Annotated in this window: 14 protein-coding genes; 8 read left to right on the plus strand and 6 right to left on the minus strand. The window is 56.9% G+C overall.

Annotated features, from left to right (window positions below; translation table 11 throughout):
* Positions 1-15 precede the first annotated feature (15 nt).
* The 6 genes from BLU78_RS12440 to BLU78_RS12465 all read right to left on the minus strand — a co-directional run bounded on the left by BLU78_RS12440 (position 16) and on the right by BLU78_RS12465 (position 6,929).
* The gene (locus tag BLU78_RS12440; RefSeq protein WP_010266065.1) at positions 16-1,170 is read right to left on the minus strand and encodes an exo-beta-N-acetylmuramidase NamZ family protein; all 1,155 of its coding nucleotides are present in this window, start codon (positions 1,168-1,170) and stop codon (positions 16-18) included.
* Between the two features lie 13 nt (positions 1,171-1,183).
* Positions 1,184-2,296 (minus strand): peptide chain release factor 2, encoded by a 1,113-nt coding sequence (gene prfB, locus BLU78_RS12445; protein ID WP_010266068.1) that lies wholly within the window; start codon positions 2,294-2,296, stop codon positions 1,184-1,186.
* A 5-nt stretch (positions 2,297-2,301) separates the two neighbouring features.
* The gene (locus tag BLU78_RS12450) at positions 2,302-2,934 is read right to left on the minus strand and encodes a cytidylate kinase-like family protein (RefSeq protein WP_010266071.1); all 633 of its coding nucleotides are present in this window, start codon (positions 2,932-2,934) and stop codon (positions 2,302-2,304) included.
* A gap of 4 nt (positions 2,935-2,938) precedes the next feature.
* The gene (locus tag BLU78_RS12455) at positions 2,939-4,339 is read right to left on the minus strand and encodes an MATE family efflux transporter (RefSeq protein ID WP_010266074.1); all 1,401 of its coding nucleotides are present in this window, start codon (positions 4,337-4,339) and stop codon (positions 2,939-2,941) included.
* A 373-nt stretch (positions 4,340-4,712) separates the two neighbouring features.
* On the minus strand, positions 4,713-6,188 hold the full coding sequence (cysS, locus tag BLU78_RS12460; RefSeq protein ID WP_010266076.1) for a cysteine--tRNA ligase: 1,476 nt from the start codon (positions 6,186-6,188) through the stop codon (positions 4,713-4,715).
* Positions 6,189-6,254: 66 nt separating this feature from the next.
* Positions 6,255-6,929: a M15 family metallopeptidase gene (locus tag BLU78_RS12465; protein ID WP_044106720.1), complete on the minus strand. Its 675-nt coding sequence runs from the start codon at positions 6,927-6,929 to the stop codon at positions 6,255-6,257.
* Between the two features lie 90 nt (positions 6,930-7,019).
* Here BLU78_RS12465 and BLU78_RS12470 point away from each other — a divergent pair, with 90 nt between their 5' ends.
* The 8 genes from BLU78_RS12470 to BLU78_RS12505 all read left to right on the plus strand — a co-directional run bounded on the left by BLU78_RS12470 (position 7,020) and on the right by BLU78_RS12505 (position 18,064).
* The gene (locus BLU78_RS12470) at positions 7,020-8,645 is read left to right on the plus strand and encodes a DEAD/DEAH box helicase (protein WP_010266083.1); all 1,626 of its coding nucleotides are present in this window, start codon (positions 7,020-7,022) and stop codon (positions 8,643-8,645) included.
* A gap of 90 nt (positions 8,646-8,735) precedes the next feature.
* Positions 8,736-11,942: a glycosyltransferase family 117 protein gene (locus BLU78_RS12475; RefSeq protein ID WP_010266085.1), complete on the plus strand. Its 3,207-nt coding sequence runs from the start codon at positions 8,736-8,738 to the stop codon at positions 11,940-11,942.
* 30 nt (positions 11,943-11,972) lie between these two features.
* Entirely contained in the window at positions 11,973-13,007 is a 1,035-nt protein-coding gene (gene asnA, locus BLU78_RS12480; protein ID WP_010266089.1) for an aspartate--ammonia ligase, read from the plus strand.
* Between the two features lie 530 nt (positions 13,008-13,537).
* The gene (locus BLU78_RS12485; RefSeq protein WP_010266092.1) at positions 13,538-13,738 is read left to right on the plus strand and encodes a helix-turn-helix domain-containing protein; all 201 of its coding nucleotides are present in this window, start codon (positions 13,538-13,540) and stop codon (positions 13,736-13,738) included.
* A gap of 437 nt (positions 13,739-14,175) precedes the next feature.
* Positions 14,176-15,837, plus strand: coding sequence for a tetratricopeptide repeat protein (locus BLU78_RS12490; protein ID WP_143029407.1), 1,662 nt, complete (start codon positions 14,176-14,178; stop codon positions 15,835-15,837).
* Positions 15,838-16,089: 252 nt separating this feature from the next.
* Positions 16,090-16,473 (plus strand): DUF3244 domain-containing protein, encoded by a 384-nt coding sequence (locus BLU78_RS12495; protein ID WP_231291001.1) that lies wholly within the window; start codon positions 16,090-16,092, stop codon positions 16,471-16,473.
* A gap of 30 nt (positions 16,474-16,503) precedes the next feature.
* Complete coding sequence (locus tag BLU78_RS12500) at positions 16,504-17,535, plus strand: hypothetical protein (RefSeq protein ID WP_231291003.1); 1,032 nt, start codon at positions 16,504-16,506, stop codon at positions 17,533-17,535.
* Between the two features lie 70 nt (positions 17,536-17,605).
* Positions 17,606-18,064: a hypothetical protein gene (locus BLU78_RS12505; RefSeq protein WP_010266105.1), complete on the plus strand. Its 459-nt coding sequence runs from the start codon at positions 17,606-17,608 to the stop codon at positions 18,062-18,064.
* Position 18,065: the final 1 nt, after the last annotated feature.

The following is an 18,065-nucleotide window of genomic DNA, read 5'->3' on the forward strand; positions in this document are numbered from 1 at the left end:
GGAAACCCCATCGTTCTATTCGTAAAGCAAGTACTGCATCCGCTTTTCGCGGTAGCGTTCCACATCGTCGGCCCAACGGGCGCGTATCTCCTCCTCCGGGGCTCCGGCGAGGATCATCTCACGCACCCACTCCACGCCGACCAGCTTTTCGAACATCGGCGTAAAGAACTTGTCCCCCATCCCCAGGTCCGCACAGGCGTCCATCACGTACTTCAGCGAAAACCCAACGTCACGGGCCTCGGCGAGCGGCATGCCGCTCAGATCGACGCCCCGGCACAGCCGTCCTTCGAGCGGCGGATGCTTGGCCCCGGCCGTCGGACGGGGTGTAAACGTAAAGGCGCGCCCGGTCATGTCCGGATGTCCGTACATCTCGAACGGCTTGTCGGTTCCGCGGCCGAGGCTGACGACGGTGCCCTCGAAGGGGCACAGCGCGGCATAAAGATACACGGCACGCGCGGTCGGCAGGTTGGGCGACGGAGCCACGGGCAGGAGGTATTCGGTTGCATGGGTGTAGTTGCGGCACTTCACGACGGTCAGGGCGCATTTCTTCGCCCAACCCTCCCCGGCGGCCATGCGGGCGATCTCACCCATTGTCAGACCGTGGAGCACGGGAACGGGAATCGCCCCGACGCCCGACCGGTATTTCATGTCCAGCACGGGACCGTCGATGATGTGCCCGTTGGGGTTGGGACGGTCGAGAACCACGACCCGGCGGCCGAAATCGGCGCAGGCGTCCATCATCCGCAGCATCGAGATATAATAGGTATAGAAGCGCAATCCCACGTCCTGCATATCCACGACCAGCACGTCGAACGAACGCATCGCCTCGTCGGAGGGCCGTTTCGTGTTGCCATCGTAGAGCGAGCGGATGGGAATGCCAGTCCGCGTGTCGACCGAACTTTTGACATGCTCCCCGGCGTCCGCCGTACCGCGAAACCCGTGCTCGGGCGAAAAGATGGCGGCCACATCGAACCCTTCGCCGTGCAGCAGATCGACCAGATGCACCCGCCCGGCAGCATCGGCCCCTGCGGCTCCGGGCATCTCCGCCACGGAGGTCTGGTTGGCCAGCACGGCCACGCGCTGTCCCCGGAGCAGCGGGAAATAGGCCGCCGTGTCGGTCATGCCGACCAGCACCCGGGCTGAAAGGGCCGACGGCAAAAGCACCGCCAACAACGATATGACGCTAAGCCTGCGCACCGAACTCCATTAAATATCCTTTGATGAACTGGTCCAGGTCGCCGTCCATCACCGCCTCGACGGCCGAGGTCTGAACGCCCGTGCGGTGGTCCTTCACACGGCGGTCGTCGAAAACGTAGGAGCGGATTTGCGAACCCCACTCGATCTTTTTCTTCGAAGCCTCCAACGCCTGCTGCGTCGCCATGCGCTTGTCCAGCTCGCGCTGGTAGAGTTTCGATTTGAGGATGCGCATGGCGTTCTCGCGGTTCATCAGCTGCGAACGGGTCTCCATGTTCTCGATCAGGAACTCCACGGGTTCACCCGTATCGGCGTCCTTGCCGTGGTAGCGCAGGCGCACCGCCGTCTCGACCTTGTTGACATTCTGGCCTCCGGCGCCCGACGCCCGGTAGGTGTCCCACTCGATATCCGACGGATTGACCGTGATCTCGATCGTATCGTCCACGGCGGGAGAAACGAAGACCGACGCAAAAGTCGTCTGCCGCTTGTTGTTGGCGTTGAACGGCGAAAGGCGCACCATGCGGTGCACGCCGTTCTCGCTTTTGAGATAACCGTAGGCGTACTCGCCCTCGAACTCCATCGTGCAGGATTTCACCCCCACCTCGTCGCCGGCCTGGTAGTCCAGCACTTTGACCTTGTAGCCGTGGGCCTCGCCCCAGCGGGTGTACATGCGCATCAGCATCGACGCCCAGTCGAGGGCTTCAGTGCCGCCCGCCCCGGCATTGATGTCGAGGATCGCCCCCAGCTTGTCCTCCTCGCGGCGCAGCATGTTGCGCATCTCGAGGTCCTCGATCTTCTCGAGCGTCGCGGTATAATGGGCGTCCATCTCGGCCTCGGTCACCACCCCCTCCTTCACGAAGTCGGGCATCAGCGCGAGGTCCTCGGCATCCTTGCGCACGGCATCGTAATCGTCGACCCACGCTTTGATCGCCGCCACCTTGCGCAGCTGCTCGCGCGCCTTGTCGGGCTCGTCCCAGAAATTCGGCTCCTGGGTCTTCTCCTCCTCGTTGCGCAGGTCGATGCGCTTCTGTTCGATGTCGAGACAGCGTTCCAACGCCTCCCGGCGCTGTCCGATCTCTTTGATCTGTTCGGCAAGTACCATATCGCTTAAAATTTTTCGTGCAGTTTTCGTGCGGCGAATTCCAGGATGAAACCGGCCGTGCCCTTGTCGCCCAGCACCGAGGAATTCACGCAGAGGTGGTAAGTCGAAGCCACGCCCCACGTCCGCGAACTGTAATAGTTGTAGTACGAGGCGCGGCGGGCGTCCACGCGCTCCATCAGGTCTTGCGCCTCGGCTGGCGTGCAGCCCTGCCGCGCACAGATGCGGCGGCAGCGATCCTCGTCGTCGGCCGTGATGAAGACGTTGACGCAACGCGGGTTCTCGCGCAGGATGTAGTCGGCGCAGCGGCCCACGAAAACCGCCGGCTCCTCCGCGGCGACCTTGCGGATCACGTCACTCTGGATTTTGAACAGCGCGTCGTTCGACAGGATGTTCGTCATGCCCGCGTCGTCGCCCGCAAACGGGGCGCGAAGGTAGCCGATCATTGTCGAAAGCATGCCGCGCGACTCCTTTTCGTCGGCCTTCTCGAATATCTCGGGACAGATGCCGCTCTCCCGGGCAGCCAGGTTTATCAGCTCCTTGTCGTAGAGGCGGATGTCCAGCCGGCGGGCGATGATCTCCCCGACGGTCCTGCCGCCGCTGCCCAGCTGGCGGCCGATGTTGATGACGAATTTTTCCATATTCCTATCCCTCTTTGGCGGCGTTTTCCGCACCGATGGCCCGGAATTTCCGCAGTTGGTAAGTCAGCATGAAGAACGCCACGAGCGACGCCAGGAAGTCCGACAGCGGCATCGCGCACCACACGCCCCAACTGCCGTTCCACTCGGTGTAGACATCGAAGATGCGGGGCAGGAAGATCAGCCCCGGCATCAGGAACAACAGCTGACGCGACAGCGACAGGAAGATCGCCTTGCCGGCCATGCCGACGCTCATGAAGAAGTTCGTGGCCACCATCTGAAACCCGATGATCGGGAAGCAGAAGAAGACGATGCGCATGCCCTCAACCGAAAGGCGTATCAGCTCCTCGTCGGAGGTGAACATTCCCACGGCGAGCCGCGGCATGAACTCGCCGATGACGAATCCCGCCGTGGTGACGCACGTGGCGCCGATGATCGTCAGCTTCAGCACGCGCATCACGCGGTCGTACTGCTTCGCGCCGAAGTTATAACCCGCAATGGGCTGCATGCCCTGGTTGACGCCCAGCACGATCATCACGAAGAAGAACGCCAGCCGGTTGACGATGCCGTAGGCGCCGATCGTCAGGTCGCCCCCGTACTCCTTCAGTCCCTTGTTGATGAGGATGACGATGAAACACGCCGCGAGGTTCATCAGAAAGGGCGACATGCCGATAGCGAGCATGTCGCGTACGATCTTTTTCCGCAGGCGGTAGATGCCGTGGCGGAAGTGGAGCAATTCCGATTTGTCGGAAAGTATCCGGAACTGCCACACGAGCGAGATAACCTGCGCCAGCACCGTGGCGATAGCCGCACCGCGGATGCCCCAGCCGAATCCGAAGATGAAGACCGGGTCGAGAATCGCATTGATGACCACCGTGATGATCGTGGCGTACATCGACTTGCGGGGGTGTCCCGAAGCCCTCAGCACAGCATTCAGACCCAGATACATGTGGGTAACGACATTGCCCAGCAGGATGATCTTCATATACTCGCGGGCATAGCCGATCGTGGCCTCGCTGGCCCCGAAAAAATAGAGAATCGGGTCGAGGAAGGCCAATGTCACGAGGCCGAACGACACACCGATTATAAGATTGAGCACCAGCACGTTGCCCAGCACCCGCTGGGCCGTTTCATAGTCCCGCTGGCCCAGGCGCATCGAGATCAGCGTCGCGGCGCCCACGCCCACCAGCGAACCGAAAGCCGCGGCGAGGTTCATCAACGGGAAGGTCAGCGCAAGGCCCGAAATGGCCAGCGGCCCTACTCCGTGGCCGATGAAGATACTGTCGACCATGTTGTAGAGCGACGACGCCGTCATGGCGATGATCGCCGGCACGGCATATTGCACGAGCAGCTTCCGGATGCGCTCGGTCCCGAGCTCCAAAGCCGCCGATTTGAGTTCTGTTGTCATAAATTTATTCCATTTTCCCGCGTCTCAGACACGGAATTTCATGTACTTTTTTCCGAAAAAAGTACCAAAAACTCTCCGACGGATGCCTCTGCCTGCGACAAACCGTCTAACGCTGGCTCCGGGCGACTATTCGCGGGTTTGCAAGCAAACCGTCCCCTCCGCTCGCGCTTTTAGCCGGTCCGTCGCTTAACGACTCCGGCATCGAGTCGGAATCTTTCAATGCGGCATACGGGAGCGGAAATAAGGTGCTGATATGCAAAGTACTGCCGCAGCCCCTAAATCCCGCCTCTTAGGTGGGCGGGTCGAAGCGCCATTCAGGTCCCGACACGGGGAATCCTGCCGTCGCCCCTGAAACCCACCTCTTAGGTGGGGGCTATTCCAACTCCCAGTCCGTGCCCTCCTTGCCGTCTTTGACGCGGATGCCGGCGGCGGCCAACCCGTCGCGGATGCGGTCCGAAGCGGCCCAGTCCTTCGCGGCGCGGGCTTTCAGGCGCTCCTCCAGCAGCATCTCGACCAGCGGCGTCACGTAATCCCGGCCCGAAGCGGCTCCGACGGCCTTTTCGTCACGCAGGCCCAGAATGTCGAAGGCATAGCGGCGGACGGTGGCCGTAAGGGTTTCGAGATCGGCGGCGGTGATCGTCTGCGAACCGTCGACCAACTGGTTGATGATGCGCACCCAGTCGAAGAGCGCCGAAATGACCATCGGCGAATTGAGGTCGTCGGCCATCGCCTCGGCACAGCGGGTCTCCAGCTCGGCGGGATTGACCGTCGAAGCGTCGGCGGGTTTGATTTTCCCCAAAGCCTCAATACCCTTCATCAGACGGTCCAGCCCCTTCTCGGCGGCCTGCAGGGCCTCGTTCGAGAAGTCGAGCGTCGAGCGGTACTGCGCCTGCAGCACGAAGAAGCGGATGGTCATGGGCGAATAAGCCTGCGCCAGCAGCTTGTGGCTGCCGGTGAAGAGCTCCTCGAGGGTGATGAAGTTGCCCAGCGACTTGCCCATCTTCTGCCCGTTAATCGTAATCATGTTGTTGTGCACCCAGTAGCGGGCCGAATCGTGGCCCAGCGCGGCGGTCGACTGCGCGATCTCGCACTCGTGGTGCGGGAACATCAGGTCCATGCCGCCGCCGTGGATGTCGAAACGCTCCCCGAGGTAGCGCGTGGACATCGCCGAGCACTCCATGTGCCAGCCCGGGAATCCCTCGCCCCAGGGCGACGGCCACCGCATGATATGCTCGGGCGCCGCCTTCTTCCACAGTGCGAAATCGTACGAATGGCGCTTGTCCGACTGTCCGTCCAGCTCGCGCGTGTTAGCGATGATGTCGTCGAGGTTGCGGCCCGACAACTTGCCGTAGTTGTATTTGGCGTTGTACTTCTCCACGTCGAAGTAGACCGACCCGTTGGACTCGTAGGCATAGCCGTCGGCGAGGATCTTCTTCACGAACTCGATCTGCTCGATGATGTGGCCCGAGGCGTAGGGCTCGATCGAGGGGGTCTCGACATTGAGGGCCTCCATCGCACGGTGGTAACGCTCCGTGTAGTAGTGCGCCACCTCCATCGGTTCGAGCTGTTCGAGGCGGGCCTTCTTGGCGATCTTGTCCTCACCCTCGTCGGCGTCGTGCTCCAGATGGCCCACGTCCGTGACGTTGCGCACGTAGCGCACCTTGTAGCCGACGGCTTTGAGGTAACGGAACAGCAGGTCGAAGGTCACGGCGGGCCGGGCGTGGCCCAGGTGCGGGTCGCCGTAAACCGTGGGACCGCAGACATACATGCCCACGCGGCCCGGAACGAGGGGCTCGAACTCCTCCTTGCGGCGGGTGAGCGTATTGTAAAGTACGAGTTTGGAATCCATATTCGTGAATTAACGTTTTGAACGGGTAAAATTACAACTTTTTCCGCAAACATCCGCGCTCGGAGCTCAAAAATCGAGCAGGCGGAAGCGTTCGCGCACCTCGGGCATCGGCATCGGCTCCTCGTAGTGCCACCATTCGCGGCGGTAGGGAACCAGCCCCGCCCCGCGCATGACCGACCGGAGCAGTTCGCGGTTGCGGGCCGCCGTGGCGGAGATCTTCCCCGCGGCGACCAGCGCGGCCTCGCCTCCGGTGTGGGCCTCCTCGCCGAAAAAATCGACCGCCGTGCCCATGTCGGCCTCGCGCCCCGCGGCGTCGAACAGCGTCACGTCGACCGCCACGCCGTAATTGTGACGCCCGCCGCGCGCGCCGTCGGCCACATAAACCTGATTCGGAGTCCCCTCGACCAGGCTGTACATATACCGCTGGACGCTGATCGGACGCGCCGCGTCGCAGACCAGCATCCGCCACCCGGGACGCCGTTCACGCAGCAACCGCTGGGCGTGCGCCAGCTTCGCGGCGAAGTGCGGCAGCAGATAGGCCCGTTCGAGGTCGCCGTAAACGTCGCGGCCCATGAAATTGTCGTCCGTGGAGTACATCAGCCGTACGCGCAGCGTGGAATCCACTTCGAGCACGTCGACCAATCCCGCGTCGCGCATTTTCCGGTCGGTCGCACCCTGCGCCCGGACGCCCGCACAAAAAATCAGGACGGCACAGGCCGCCAACAGGAGTCTTCGTTTCATATTTGCGAATTATCGTCGCGTAAAGGTAAGAAATATACGCCCCTCCGGCGCAGGAACCGGGAAATTATCGTACCTTTACCGCCGATTATTATGAAATTTCAAGACTTAGGACTCTCCGAGCCGCTGTTACGCGCCATCGGGGAAAAGGGGTACACCGATCCGACCCCCATTCAGCAACAAGCCATCCCTCCCGTACTCGAAGGCCGCGACCTGCAGGGCTGCGCACAGACCGGGACGGGCAAGACCGCAGCCTTCACGCTGCCTATCCTCCAGCTTTTAGCCGCAGAACCCGCCGCCAGGGGGCGCCGCGAAATACGCGCCCTGGTCATCACGCCGACACGCGAACTGGCCATCCAGATCGACGAATGCTGCCGCGACTATGCGCGCTACCTCTCCATCCGCCACTGCGTGATCTTCGGAGGCGTCAACCAGCGTCCGCAGGTCGATGCGCTGCAACGCGGCGTGGACCTGCTGGTCGCCACCCCGGGCCGGCTGCTGGACCTCATCGGGCAGGGCTATATTTCGTTGGACAAGATCCGCTTTTTCGTGCTCGACGAGGCCGACCGCATGCTGGACATGGGCTTCATCCACGACATCCGCCGCATCCTGCCGCTGCTGCCCGCACAGCGGCAGACACTTTTCTTCTCAGCCACGATGCCCCCGGACATCGCCCAACTGGCCGCCAAAATCCTGCACGATCCCGTGCTGGTGACCGTCACCCCGCCCGCTTCGGTGGTCGAGACCATCTCGCAGCGGGTCCACTTCGCCGAGAAGGCCGAAAAGAGCCAACTGCTGATCGACCTGCTGGAAGGCTCCGACGCTCAGCAGGTGCTCGTCTTCACACGCACCAAGCACGGCGCCGACAAGCTGGCCAAGATACTCAACCGCGCCGGCATCCAGTCGAGCGCCATTCACGGCAACAAGTCGCAGAACGCCCGCGTGAAGGCCATGAACGACTTCAAAGGCGGTTTCTGCCGGGTGCTGATCGCCACCGACATCGCAGCGCGGGGCATCGACATCGACCAGCTCCCGCTGGTCATCAACTACGACCTGCCGGAGGTTCCCGAGACCTACGTCCACCGCATCGGCCGCACGGGCCGCGCCGGATACGAGGGCACCGCATGGTCGTTCTGCTCGGAGGACGAGTTCGACTACCTGAAAGACATCCAGAAGCTCACCGGACTGACGATCCCCGTCGAGGGACCCGTTCCGGAATTCGCCGCGCGGCAGTCCGCCGCACCGGCCCGGAAGTCCGCCCGGAAATCCTCGCCGAAACCGGCCCGCAGCACGGAACAGCAGGCTGCCCCAAAGCCGGCCCGGAATGCCGAGCCCAAACCCGCCCGCAAGCAGGAACCGAAGCAAGCCCCCGCACAGGAAACGGCGGAACCGGCAGCCCGTTCGTCACGCTCCCGGCGGCGCCGGGGCACGCGCCCCGCACCGGGAACACCCATCCAGCCTGCGGACAAAGGCACGGCCGACGCGGCCCGCAAGCAGGAGCGCAACGGCTCCGGCAACGCCCCGAGGAGCGACCGCAACGCCCCGAAAACCGCCGCAAACAAATCAGCCGCCGCGAACACGCCGGAGGGCGCTTCGAAGTCATCGTCGTCCCGCCGCCGCAAACGCCGCCCCGCAGGCGGTGCGAAACCGGCGCAGGCGCAGGCCGCAAAACCCGCCGCAGAAGCCGCTCCGCGAAAGAGTTGGTGGAAAATGTGGTAAAATCGGGCTTCCCGAAAAATAAGGTTTGAAATAAAACGTTAAATCATTACTTTTGTACGATAAGTAGTTACGAAAAAAGTTTTCTCGGATATGCACTTTTTCAAACGCTGGAACAACATTATGGGCTGGACGGTGTTCGCCATTGCGGCGATCGTCTACCTGATGACCATGGAACCCGTGTCGAGTCTCTGGGACTGCTCGGAGTTCATCGCCACCTCCTACAAACTCGAAGTGGGACACCCTCCCGGAGCGCCCCTGTTCATGATGCTGGCGCGCCTGGCGACGCTCTTTTCGTTCGGCAACCCCGACTATGTGGGCATCGCCGTCAACGCCATGAACTCGCTGGCCAGCGCCTTCTGCATCCTGTTCCTGTTCTGGACCATCACCCACCTGGCGCGGCGTCTGCTGACCCGCGACGGCGGCGAACTCTCCGTAGTCAACACCGTCGCCGTGCTGGGAGCCGGAGCCGTCGGGGCCCTGGCCTACACCTTCACCGACACTTTCTGGTTCTCGGCCATCGAGGGCGAGGTCTACGCCCTCTCGTCGATGTTCACCGCACTGGTCGTCTGGCTGATGCTCAAATGGGAGGAGCAGGCCGACGAACCCCACTCCTCACGCTGGATCGTGCTGATCGCCTATCTGATGGGCCTCTCGATCGGCGTGCACATCCTCAACCTGCTGTGTATCCCCGCACTGGTCTTCATCTACTATTTCCGCAAGACCGAACGGGTGACCTGGAAAGGCATCGCGTGGTCGACCGTGATCTCCGGGGCGCTGATCGTCTTCGTCAACAACTTCATCATCCCCTACACCGTCTGGTTCGGCGCGCAGATCGACACGCTGTTCGTCAATACGTTCGGCCTGCCGGTCAATTCGGGCATCACGCTCTTCGCGCTGGCGCTGATCGTCGGCATGGGATGGGCCGCATGGACCGCCCACAAGCGGGGCCGCGTCTTGCTGAACATCATCCTGCTCTCGACGACGATGATCCTCATCGGCTACTCCTCCTACGCCTCGGTGACCATCCGCGCCGCAGCCAACCCGCCGATGAACTCCAACAACCCCAACAATCCCCACGCCCTGCTGTCGCTCCTGAACCGCGACCAGTACGGCGACCGTCCGCTGCTCTACGGAGCCCAGTATTCGGCTCCCCCCGAGGGCGTGAAGGAGAAGAAGGTGTGGTATCTGGACGAGGACGGCAAGTACAAGACCGCCACGGTGCTGACGGGTTACACTCACTCGCCGGAGTTCATGACCCTCTTCCCGCGCATGTGGAACTACTCGAAAGGCGAAAAGGAGTACAAGCAGTGGGCCGCCTACCGCACCTCGGACGAAGTGCTGCGCGACGAAAACGGCAAGGTACGCCTCGACGAAAAGGGAAACCCCGTGCGCGGCGAGGTGCTGGACTTCGGCCGCAAGAAGGTCTACACCGACTCCTACGGCGAACCCCGCACGGTCACGGAGCCGACCTTCGGCGAAAACCTCAACTTCTTCTTCAACTACCAGCTTTCGTACATGTACTGGCGCTATTTCCTGTGGAATTTCGTGGGACGCCAGAGCGACATACAGCCTTCGCGCACGACGATCACCGACGGCAACTGGCTCTCGGGCATCCGCTGGATCGACGAGATGTACCTCGGCCCGCAGGACAACCTCCCGCGCGAAATCGCCGAAAATAAAGGCCGCAACACCTATTATTTCCTGCCCTTCCTGCTGGGGCTGATCGGACTGATCTATCAGCTGAACCGCGACCAGCGAAACTTCTCGATCGTGATGTGGCTGTTCGTAATGATGGGCATCGCGCTGGTCTTCTATTTCAACACCTCGCCCGGCGAGCCGCGCGAACGCGACTACGTCTATGCGGGATCGTTCTATGCCTTCTCGATCTGGATCGGATTCGGGGTGCTGGCCATCCGCGACCTGATCGCATGGATCACCAAGCGCGACAACGTCACGGCGGCGGCCGCCGCAACCCTCCTCTGCATGGGCGTTCCGGCGATCCTCGCGGCCCAGAACTGGGACGACCACGACCGTTCGCACCGCACGATGGCGCGTGACATCGGCTGGAACTACCTCATGTCGACGCTCCCCAACTCGATCATCCTCAACTACGGCGACAACGACACCTTCCCGCTGTGGAACAACCAGGAGGTTTACGGCGTGCGTCCCGACGTGCGGATCATGAACACCTCCTACCTCGGGGGCGAGTGGTACATCGACGAGATGAAGACCAAGGCCAACGACGCCGCAGGGGTTCCGTTCTCGCTGCCCAAGCACAAGTACACCTACAACAACGACATGATCTACGTCACCAACAGCGTAGACCGCACGGTGGACATCCGCGAGGTGATGGATTTCGTGCGCAGCGACGACCCGCGCAGCCAGATCAAACTCTCCGACGGTTCGATGACCGACTACATCCCCACCAAGCGCATCGCGCTGCCGGTGAACAAGGAGAACGCCATCGCTTCGGGCATCGTGGCCGAGAAGGACCGCGACAAGATGGTCGACACGGTGTATATCAACCTGAAGAAAAATTCGCTGGACAAAAACCAGCTGATGATCCTCGACATGCTGGCCAACTTCGACTGGAAACGCCCGATCTACCTCACGCAGGTCTATATCCTGCAGGACTTCGGGCTGATGGACTACCTCCAGTTCGACGGCTACGCCTACCGTCTCGTGCCGATTCTCACCCCGGCGCAGAACCCCTACGAGATCGGGCGCATTGACCCCGACTATGCGGCTCCGCTGCTGAAAGAGACCTTCCGCTACGGCAATATCTCCGATCCGAGGGTCTATGTCGACTACTTCATCCAATACAACCTCTCGGCCTCACACGCACGCGACGCCTTCGCCCGTGTGGCCAAGGAGCTGTTGCGGCAGGACCGCGTCGCCGAGGCCGTCGAGCTGCTCGACCTGGGGCTGGAGCGGATGCCGACCTCGCAGGTGCGCTTCACCGACACCAACACCTATCCCTTCCTCGAAGCCTACTACGCCGCCGCGGCGATGGGCGACGCGGAGGCCGCCGACAAGGGCGACGCACTGCTCAGGGAGTATGCCCAAACGCTGATCGAGTACATCGAGCACTATCTCCGCTTCGAGGGGGATCAGGAAAACATGGTTTCGGGCATCATCGACGAAAAGCTCGACCAGCTGGGCGATGTCTACTACCTGGCCAGCTATGCGGGCCGCAAGGAGGTCCTCGCCGAACTGAACACCTACTACCGTTCGCTGGGCGTTTCGGAGGAGAACCTCATCGACGCGGGCGACAAAACCGATTCCACTTCGCTGTAACCCGTTTTACGGACCAAAAAAATTCAAACTATGCCGCTGTTCATTCCGGAAGACTATACCGCCAAACTCGCTCCCGAAACCATGGAGCAGGCCATCGGCTACCTCAAAGAGATTTTCCCCGACATGCTCTCCCGCACGCTGCGCCTGCGCCGCGTCACGGCCCCGTTGTTCGTCCTCTCGGGCACGGGCATCAACGACGACCTCAACGGCGTGGAACGCGCCGTGTCGTTCCCGATCCGCGACCTGGGCGACCGCCGTGCCGAAGTGGTGCACTCGCTGGCCAAATGGAAACGCATGAAACTCGGGGCTTACAAGATCGCTCCCGGATACGGGCTTTATACCGACATGAACGCCATACGCGCCGACGAGGAGCTGGACAACATCCATTCGCTCTACGTCGACCAGTGGGACTGGGAGCGCACGATACGCCCCGAGGAGCGCAACCTCGACTTCCTGAAAGCAACCGTCGAGACGATCTACGAGGCGATGAAAGCCGTCGAGGAGGAGGTTTACGAACTCTACCCGCACATCACGCCCATCCTGCCCGAACGGATCACGTTCCTGCAGGCCGAGGAGCTGCTACAGGAGTTCCCCGCGCTCACGCCCAAGGAACGCGAGCAGGCCGCCGCACGCAAATACGGCGCGCTGTTCCTCATCGGCATCGGCGCCGAATTGTCGAACGGCCAGCGCCACGACGGACGCGCCCCGGACTACGACGACTGGAGCACCCCGACCGAAGGGGGATATAAAGGTCTCAACGGCGATATCCTTGTCTGGAACCCGGTTCTGGAAAGCGCCCTCGAGTTGTCGAGCATGGGCATCCGCGTCGACGCCGAGGCTCTCGAACGGCAGTTGTCGATCTGCGGCTGTCCCGAGCGGCGCGAGATGGAGTTTCACCGGATGCTGCTCGAAGGGCGTCTGCCGCTCTCGATCGGCGGCGGCATCGGACAATCGCGCCTCTGCATGTTCTACCTGCGCTGCGCCCATATCGGCGAGGTGCAGGTCAGCACTTGGCCCGAGAAGATGATCGCCGAATGCGCCGCCCACGGCATCTATTTAAAATAGCCGGCTTAAAAAGCCGGATTTAGGGGGGGGGCGGTAGTTGCTTCGGGGTGCTCTTCATCCGGTTCTGCGCTTTTTCCGTCATCGCTCGGCCCTGCTAAGAGCCGGATTTTAGGGCGCGACGGAATGTCAGGACGCTTTCCACCCTCATCTGCGCCTTTTCCGTCATTGCGAGGCATCGCAGATGCCGTGGCAATCCGATCGGAAGCCATGATCTTGCAACACATTCAGAGGCGAGTTTAAGAACAGCTGAAACATCTTATACTTCGCTCCATATTGAAAAACCCCGCACTTTCCGGTGCGGGGTTATCTATTTCTGTCGAAAAAAGCGGCGGGCAAAGGAGACTTTGAAGAATTCAATACTCAGTGACGCAACTCACACCTTTGTTCCGCCGCATACCATTCCGGCCCGGTATCTGCTATCTCATACGACAAAGATAAACAAAATTCCCGGATAATGATGTATATATCATTACAAAATTATTCAGGTCACTCGTTTCTTTGTCCCGATGAAACAACCGTGGCGCGATACAATGCTTTTAGAAGCAATAGCGGGCAGGCTCAAAGAACTGCGCGCGGAGAAAGGTGTTTCGCAGGAAACCGTCTATGAAGATACGGGCGTACATATCGGCAAGATCGAAACAGCCCGATACAATATCACTGTCAGCACGCTTTCCAAACTCTGCAACTATTACGGCACCTCGCTGAAAGAGTTTTTCAACGAACTCGACTAATAAAATCCCCCCCCCGCTTCTTTTGAAGTACGATACCATAATGATGTAACGACTAGATTCATAAGGTCGTTACATTTTTGCATAGGATAGTAGGTAACAAAAAGGCAACGGTTTGTTTTCAGTCTGTTGCGCTGAAATACCGCGTTTCAAAGAACCTTTTGCAAAATACGGAAAATTTTCGCGATAGGTAAATTATACTGAAAAGCATCAAGGGTAATAAAATTAAGTAATATTCTTTATAGCAAAATAACAACTGAGACGATTACAAAGTGCTGAACCTTGTACTCGTCTTTTGTTTTTATTTAAGATGAATAAAATATATCGATGATAAAATGGCAAGTCAATATATTATTAAATCTAAGAATCTTTCGATATAATTTTTCTTTCAGATATAGATGTCAAAAAAATCTATATTTTTATGATGACATTTGGCAATTATGAAATACTTATTATCTTTTTTAACAGGTTTTCTTCTATGTGGCTGTGGCAGCAACAGGCAAATCGAGCAAGAATTGTCTATTGCGACAAGATTGTTACGCATCGAACCGGACAGCTCGTTGCGCATCATCGAGAACATTGACCCCGACCGGATTCTGCGGCGCAGCACGCGGGCAAAATACGCACTCTTGTATTCCGCGGCACTCGATAAAAATTATGTGGATGCCGATGATGATTCGCTGATACGCATTGCATACCGGTATTACGACAACCGGATTTGTTCGGATTCGGTGAAGTTTCTGATTAACTATCACTATGGGCGAATCTATCAAAACGGCGACGATTATCAGGAAGCTATGCGCTATTATCTGACTGCGGAAAAATACGCGTTCGCGGCGCATAAGAATTATTACCTGGGTTTGGTATACTCCCGTATCGGGGAGGTCTATTCCGAGCAGATGAATTTTAACGGAGCGCTGGAATATTATCAGAATGCTTATGGCGCTTGGGAAAAACTACGCAATCCCGCGTTTATGAATAATGCGACACTTAATATCGCTAATGCCTATTCCAGTTTGGGCGATAACGCCAATGCCGTAAAATACTATTCGCAAGCTCTGCAAGCAGCCGCACAGCAGGAAGATAACGATATGGTTATTGCTTGTTTAAGCAATTTGGGGGATATTTATGTAAATGAGGGCGATTATCCAAAAGCCTTGCAGGCCGTAAAGGAAATTGAGCGGACCGCTCCAGATGGTCTGTCAATTTATCAATATAGAGTATTGGCCAAAGTCTATTATCTGCAACACAAGATAGACAGCGCACGATATTATTTCAATATCGCTTCGGAGTTGGCGGAGGATGTTCGGGACGATGCACAACTGGCATATCTATCTATTCAAATTGAATTGGCATCCGGAAATTCAGAGGAAGCAGCCAATTCGATCAATGAATATATCTGGTTGAGCGATTCCGTATCCCGCATGGTGGTATCTCAATCAGCAACCGCCGCCGAGGGAAAATATTATAAAGAGCAAACTGCTTTTGCGAGTTACCGCCTGAAAGTACGAACTTACTTTGAATATATTGTCGGACTGCTGATCTGCACCGTCGCAATTTTCCTGATCTACTACTATCAGGAACGCATGAAACGAAAACAGCAGCAGGTTGAACGCTACATGTTGGCCGTTGACAGCATCCGGGCATCAAAAAACCGCATCCTCGAACATCTTGCCGTCAAGGAGGGACAGGAGGTGCAACTTAAAGAATTGGTGTTGTCCCGCTTCGAGTTCCTCGACCAACTCGGCCGGGCGTTCTATGAACGGAACAATACAAAAGCCCAGCAGGAGGTTATTTACAAACAGGTGAAAAACTTCTTTACGAACCTTGCATCCAATCCCGCGACAAAAAAAGAATTGGAGGAGATCGTAAACACGGTAAATGACAATATCATCGTGAAACTGCGGAAGCAGTTCCCGAAATTCAAACCTGCGGATATGGATTTGCTATGTTACATCTACGCCGGATTCTCGGCGCAAATCATCAGCGTTATAATCGGCGATTCGGTATCGAATGTCTACAACCGCAAATCAAGATTGAAAGCCCGAATTGCGGCATCGGATTCGGCCGAAAAGGACTTTTTCATCCAGAAAATGCAATAACATTCTGATTATCAAACAAATCCCTCCCCTACTGAATAAACCTTCAAAATATAACACATAACAATCTGGCTTTCAGGTGATTATTGTGTGTATTATAAAAACTGCGAGATTTATGCAATTCTCGCAACTTCTATTTCTATGTATATCAACCATTTATCGACTTCATGTGATAGATTTTATCGGCGCTGATTTTGCTATCGGAAGAAACCGAAAGCCTAACTTTGCTATTGTCTAACCCACATATCTTATCACATGAAAAAATTACTTTTATTACTTGTGCTGTGTTGCATCGGAGCCGGAATTTGCTTTGAAGCGTATGCAAATCGGAAACGGCCGAAAACCACGTCCGTTTATCTGGAAAAGAAAATGACGGTTAAAGGTCCGCGCAGCGTCATGCCGCCGATTAATGCGGTGCTTTCTCCGGATGGCAACACCATTACGCTCCACTCTCCGGAGAATTGCGACCGAGCATTCGTTACGATCTCCGGCAATGGAACCTATCTTACGGAAATGGTGAATTTCGGGGATCAGACTGCGACACTCGACGTGTCGGACCTCGACTGCGGGGTTTATCTGATTACCGTCGAATATGAAAACGGTACGATTTACACCGGACAGATCGAGTTTACCGAATAATTTCTTAGATTTACCTTTAAAATTATGATTATGAAACATATTTCTATCGTTTTACTGGCAGGTCTTGCGGCTGTCGCTTTTGCCTGCACGAAAGAAACGACCCCTGAACAGACAGCACCGGAACCGCAGGAAATGGGCGTCGGGGGTGATATTGTCTGCATTGACGGCACACTGCATTTTTCATCAGGTGAAGTTTGCCTGAACACTTTGGAATCGCTGACTTCGGAAGAATCTCTGCACGCTTTCGAGAAAGCGCATAATTTCACCTCGTGGCGTTCGTTCACGGATGGTATGTTGGATGATATTATCGCCTGTGAAACTCCGGAGGAGTACCAAGCGGTTCTTGAAACCTGCGCAGGCTATCTTAAAATGGATAATGACCGCCTGATGCCTGTTATTACTTCTGTCGGTTATGCCAGCATTGCCGACATTAATGGAGTTTTTTATGTCGGTGATGTCAAACATACCGTGAACGCGGAATCCGTAACTATCGAGAAGACCGATGCAAAAACAAGGGCTGTTGAAGTTGAAGAAATAGGATATGTTGCGCCTGTATTCGATGAAACCCAGACCAGAGGAGAGATTTCGCAGAAGTATACGGATCGCCGTCGTGAAACAAAAAAGTACAAAGTTTTCTCTCGCACCAACGTATTGCGTCACTCTGCTGTGCAAGAGGTAAATGGACAGAAATACTATAACACCTCCTTTGCTATTCAGGTGCATGTTTCGGGACAAAAGAAGAAGACCCTGATAGGATGGAATACATACAATGACCGCTTTTATATTGAGAATCTGCATTGGGATTTAACCATCGCCGGGAAACGTATTTCTTTCGAAACATACAGAAATAACTATTCGAAAACGGAATCCACAAAGAACCTGTATGCGACCATCGGTTTCGGAAACGGTCAATTCAACATGACCCCTACGGAAGTACCTATGCCGAGCGGATTCAACTGCATTGTACATAGGGCACGAAGCCGTGAGATGGGTAATTGCGGAGTTGTTACGGATATTAATTGCTGCCAAGGAATTTACCTGCCGGTTCCCGAATGTATCTAACTATTCCATATCAAGGAAACAGGGACATAATTCTCTGTTTCCTTGATTATTCCACACTCTAAAATTTATTATGAAAAAGATTCTTTTCTTGCTTGCGTTTACCATCGGATTCATTTCTTGCAACGATGAAAAACATGTTTGGAGCTTCGAGGACATGTTTTATTTCCTGCATAACGATCCATCGCAGGAGGGCTGGGTTGAACCTGTTACGAAAATAACTGTCGGACCCGGTGCGCAGGTGGATTTATTGGTTACACGCAATGCTTTTGCAGCCAAAGCTCATCCCAAACAGACGGTAAAGGTCATTGTCGAGGAGAATCTATCCGCGGCAAAACCCGGCGGTGATTTCATTCTCAGCGAGCAGGTTTTCAATTTCAGGAATAAGGATGTCCTGCAACTTCCTTTACGAGTAAATATCAGCGGCGGCACGTCCGGTAAAAAAATCGTGCTACGTCTTGATTACGGCTATTATGACGAATGCAGTCCGGAAAGCCGTAAGGGAGATAAGTTGATAATTAAGGTTAAATAAA

The sequence above is a fragment of the Alistipes timonensis JC136 genome (assembly GCF_900107675.1).
Lineage (GTDB): Bacteria > Bacteroidota > Bacteroidia > Bacteroidales > Rikenellaceae > Alistipes > Alistipes timonensis.